A 4155-nucleotide genomic window follows, 5' to 3' on the forward strand; every position below is an offset into this window, starting at 1 on the left:
GCAGATCGCGCTCGGCGGCTGGGTGAGCACCAATTACGCGGTGCTCGCGTGCACCGACTTCCCGACCTGCAACGGCCAGTGGATCCCGCCGATGGACTTCCAGCACGGCTTCCACCTGTGGCGCGCGCTCGGGATGACGAAGGACGGCGAGGCGATCACGCAGGACGCGCTGGTCGCGATCCACTGGACGCACCGCACGTTCGCGTTCGTGGTGGTCGCGTATCTGGTCGCGTTCGCGCTGAAGATGCGCCGCTTCGAATCGCTGCGGCGGCCCGCGAACGGCGTGCTGCTGGTCGTCCTGCTGCAGTTCGTGACGGGCCTGACCAACATCGTGCTGCAGTGGCCGCTGCCGGTCGCCGTCGCGCACAACGGCGGGGCCGCGATCCTGCTGCTGCTCGTCGTCATGTTAAACTTTCGCATCCTTTCAGGCCGCCCCGGCCGTGTCGCGCAGCCTGCGCGCGACGCTGCCCCGGCGTGACCGTCCCCATGCAAAGCACCCTCTCCCAATCGCCCGGTAGCCGGTTTTCGCAATACATGGCACTGACGAAGCCGCGTGTCACGCAGCTCGCGGTGTTCTGCGCGGTGATCGGCATGTTCCTCGCGACGCCGGGCATGGTGCCGTGGCATGTGCTGATCGGCGGCACGGTCGGCATCTGGCTGCTGGCCGGCGCCGCGTTCGCGATCAATTGCCTCGTCGAACAGAAGATCGACGCGATGATGCGCCGCACCGCGTGGCGCCCGTCCGCGCGCGGCGAGATCACGACCCCGCAGATCCTGATCTTCTCCGCCGTGCTCGGCAGCGTCGGCGCATGGACGCTCTATACGTTCACGAACCCGCTGACGATGTGGCTGACGATCGCCACCTTCGTCGGCTACGCGGTGATCTACACGCTGCTGCTCAAGCCGATGACGCCGCAGAACATCGTGATCGGCGGCGCATCGGGCGCGATGCCGCCGGCGCTCGGCTGGGCCGCGGTCACCGGCGCGGTGCCGGGCGACGCGTGGATCCTCGTGCTGATCATCTTCGTGTGGACGCCGCCGCATTTCTGGGTGCTCGCGCTCTATCGCCGCAAGGATTACGAGAACGCCGGGCTGCCGATGCTGCCCGTCACGCACGGCGAGAAGTTCACGCGGCTGCACATCCTGCTGTACACGGTGATCCTGTTCGCGGTCACGCTGATGCCGTTCATCTCCGGGATGAGCGGGGCCGTCTACCTGACGAGCGCGGTACTGCTCGGCGCGGTGTTCCTCGCGTATGCGTGGAAGATCCATCGCGATTATTCGGACGAACTCGCCCGCAAGGCCTTCCGCTACTCGATCGTCTACCTGTCGCTGCTGTTTGCCGCGCTGCTCGTCGATCACTATGCACGCCCGCTGCTCGGCGTGTAACCGCACGGTTTGAACGCAATGCTCCAATCACGGTTCGGGCGCCGCGCGCGCCAAGGCTGGATGCTCGCGTGCGCATTCACGGCAGCGCTGCTGCTCGCCGGATGCGACAACGCGCCGAAATTCCAGAATCTCGACATCACCGGCAACACGCAGTTCGGCAGCGACTTCTCGCTGCCCGATACGGCCGGCAAGGTGCGCACGCTCGCCGATTTCAAGGGCAAGGCCGTCGTGATGTTCTTCGGTTATACGCACTGCCCGGACGTGTGCCCGACGACGATGGTCGAGCTGTCTGAGGCGCTGAAGCAGCTTGGGCCGGATGCCGCGAAGCGCGTGCAGGTGCTGTTCGTGACCGTCGACCCGGAGCGTGACACGCCGGCGCTGCTCGGCCAGTACGTGCCCGCGTTCGATCCGTCGTTCATCGGCCTGCGGCCGGCCGACGAAGCGGCACTGAAGAAGGTCACGAAGGATTTCCGCGTGTACTACGCGAAGGTGCCCGGCAAGACGCCCGGCAGCTACACGATGGATCACACCGCCGCGAGCTATGTGTTCGACCGCGACGGCAAGCTGCGCCTGTTCGTGCGCGACGGCCAGGGCCCCGGCCCGTGGGTTCACGACCTGAAGCTGCTGGTCGACTGACCGGCCGCCGCCGGGCGCCCGGCCCGGCGATCACGTGACGGCCGCCACGCGCCGTCACGCTTTCCCTCTCTCTTCGTTGTTTGCCTGAACCGCCCGTCGGGCGGCGTGCCGGCCTGCGCACGTATCGCGTAGATGTCGCGCAGGCGTCGCGTTACGGCAGCGCGGGCACGTTGAAGCCGGATGCGGCACGCGTGATCCGGAATTCCGTCACGCGATACGTGGCGAGCCCCTCGGTGACGAACGGATCGGTCTTCAGGATCGCGTCCAGCTCGTCGCGATCGATGCGGGCCGCGAGGATCACGCCGCCTTCGCGCGGCACCTTCGGCCCGGCCGCGATGAAGATGCCCTTGTCGAACAGCGGCTGCAGAAAGGCGCGATGGCGTTCGAGCGCGTCGTCGATGCGCTCGAGCGATACGGCGTAGTGGATGTCGATGACGTACATGGATGGCCCCCGGAATGATGCCGGCTCTTCGTGTGCCGGCTAGCCGGTCTTTTTAGCACAGCGGATGCGGGCTGTCGTGCCGGCGGTCGCGGGGCGGGGCGGCGTGCCGATCGCCGGTTCGCGGCGCCCGCGCGTATTCAAGTTGTAAGCCTTGGTGCCGTAAATAAATGGGCAAGCGTTTGCGCGCGGCAGGCCGTTCGCGCGCAGCGTGCGCATCGACATCGACAAAGGCACGCAGATGAGCAGAATGAGTTTGAACCGCAAGCTGTGGCTCGCGCTTGCGCTGGTATGGATCGGTCTCCTGGGCGTCGGCGCATGGAGCGCGTACGAGACGCGCGCGACGATGCTCGCCGAACGCAAGGCAGGCATCGCGAATCTCGTCGACTCGGCGGCCGGCATCGTGAAGGCGTATCACGCACTCGCGCAGAGCGGCACGCTGCCCGAAGCCGACGCGAAGCGCGACGCGCTCGCGAGCCTCGCCGCGATGCGCTACGGCGATTCGGGCTACGTGTTCGTGATGGACTCGAAGCCGGTCGTGCTGATGCATCCGACGCTGCCGAAGCTGGTCGGCACGCAGGTCGGCGACTATCTCGACCCGGACGGCAAGCCGCTGTTCGTCACGATCCTGAACGCCGCGAAGGAAACCGGCAGCGGCTTTGCCGAGTACCGCGGACGCCTGCCGCACAGCGAGACTGCCGTGCCGAAGATCAGCTACGTCACGCGCTTTACGCCGTGGGACTGGAACATCTCGAGCGGCGTCTTCCTGAAGGACATCGACACCATCTACTACCGGACGCTGCTCGGCCACCTCGCAGTCGTGCTCGTGATCGGCTTCGTGATCAGCGCGGCGATGCTGGTGATCATCCGCAACGTGCGCAGCAGCCTCGGCGGCGAGCCCGACGAAGCGGCCGCGCTCGCGACGCGCATCGCGCAGGGCGACCTGACGCAGCCGGTGCCGGTGCGCGCGGGCGACCGCACGAGCATGATGGCCGCGATGCACGACATGCAGGCACGGCTGCAGGCGACGATCGGCGGGATTCGCCAGTCGGCCGGATCGATCGCGTCGGCGAGCCGCCAGATCTCGGCCGGCAACGACGACCTGTCGCAGCGCACCGAGGAGCAGGCCGCGTCGCTGGAAGAAACCGCCGCGAGCATGGAGCAGCTGACCGCGACGGTGAAGCAGAACGCCGACAACGCGCGGCAGGCGAGCGGGCTCGCGAACAGCGCATCGGAGATCGCACGCACGGGGAGCGACGTCGTGAACCGCGTGATCGGCACGATGGGGCAGATCGACGACAGCTCGCGCAAGATCGCCGACATCATCGGCGTGATCGAGGGCATCGCGTTCCAGACCAACATCCTCGCGCTGAACGCGGCGGTCGAAGCGGCGCGCGCCGGCGAGCAGGGCCGCGGCTTCGCCGTGGTGGCGGGCGAAGTGCGCTCGCTCGCGCAGCGCAGCGCGACGGCGTCGAAGGAGATCCGCGAGCTGATCGTCGACTCGGTCGAGCGCGTGCGCAACGGGTCGACGCTGGTCGGTCAGGCCGGCACGACGATGGGCGAGATCCTGCAGGCCGTCGCACGCGTGACCGACATCATGGGCGAGATCGCGGCCGCGTCCGAGGAGCAGGCGAGCGGCATCACGCAGGTCGGGCGCGCGGTCACGCAGATGGACCAGGTGACGCAGCAGA

General features: G+C 67.6%; 6 protein-coding genes. 4 read left to right on the forward strand and 2 right to left on the reverse strand.

All coding sequences use genetic code 11. The features are described from left to right. The 3 genes from JYJ84_RS29920 to JYJ84_RS29930 form a co-directional block, all read left to right on the forward strand. Positions 1 to 478 (forward strand): heme A synthase (locus JYJ84_RS29920; RefSeq protein ID WP_205189849.1); only part of this gene is annotated, 478 nt, incomplete at its 5' end. A gap of 8 nt (positions 479 to 486) precedes the next feature. Beyond that, positions 487 to 1389: a heme o synthase gene (gene cyoE, locus JYJ84_RS29925; RefSeq protein WP_011353269.1), complete on the forward strand. Its 903-nt coding sequence runs from the start codon at positions 487 to 489 to the stop codon at positions 1387 to 1389. A gap of 18 nt (positions 1390 to 1407) precedes the next feature. After that, entirely contained in the window at positions 1408 to 2025 is a 618-nt protein-coding gene (locus JYJ84_RS29930; RefSeq protein ID WP_175221613.1) for an SCO family protein, read from the forward strand. 151 nt (positions 2026 to 2176) lie between these two features. On the opposite strand, the gene JYJ84_RS29935 is transcribed toward JYJ84_RS29930, so the two are convergent. Together JYJ84_RS29935 and JYJ84_RS29940 are read right to left on the reverse strand one after the other, a co-directional pair. After that, complete coding sequence (locus JYJ84_RS29935) at positions 2177 to 2467, reverse strand: YciI family protein (RefSeq protein WP_175221614.1); 291 nt, start codon at positions 2465 to 2467, stop codon at positions 2177 to 2179. A gap of 39 nt (positions 2468 to 2506) precedes the next feature. After that, positions 2507 to 2731, reverse strand: a complete 225-nt coding sequence (locus tag JYJ84_RS29940; protein WP_175221615.1) for a hypothetical protein — start codon at positions 2729 to 2731, stop codon at positions 2507 to 2509. Here JYJ84_RS29940 and JYJ84_RS29945 point away from each other — a divergent pair. After that, positions 2706 to 4155, forward strand: a 1450-nt coding sequence (locus JYJ84_RS29945; RefSeq protein ID WP_205189850.1) for a methyl-accepting chemotaxis protein, incomplete at its 3' end; no start/stop codon positions are given. The two genes, JYJ84_RS29940 and JYJ84_RS29945, sit on opposite strands and share 26 nt — an antisense overlap.

Origin of the sequence: Burkholderia sp. LMG 13014 (assembly GCF_905232215.1) — a bacterium.
In the GTDB taxonomy this organism is placed as follows: Bacteria; Pseudomonadota; Gammaproteobacteria; order Burkholderiales; family Burkholderiaceae; genus Burkholderia.

What these genes read in the sequence shown, in the direction of transcription:
- cyoE (WP_011353269.1), top strand. Translation starts at nt 487, where the DNA reads ATGCAAAGCACCCTCTCCCAATCGCCCGGTAGCCGGTTTTCGCAATAC.
- JYJ84_RS29930 (WP_175221613.1), top strand. Translation starts at nt 1,408, where the DNA reads ATGCTCCAATCACGGTTCGGGCGCCGCGCGCGCCAAGGCTGGATGCTC.
- JYJ84_RS29935 (WP_175221614.1), bottom strand. Translation starts at nt 2,467, where the DNA reads ATGTACGTCATCGACATCCACTACGCCGTATCGCTCGAGCGCATCGAC.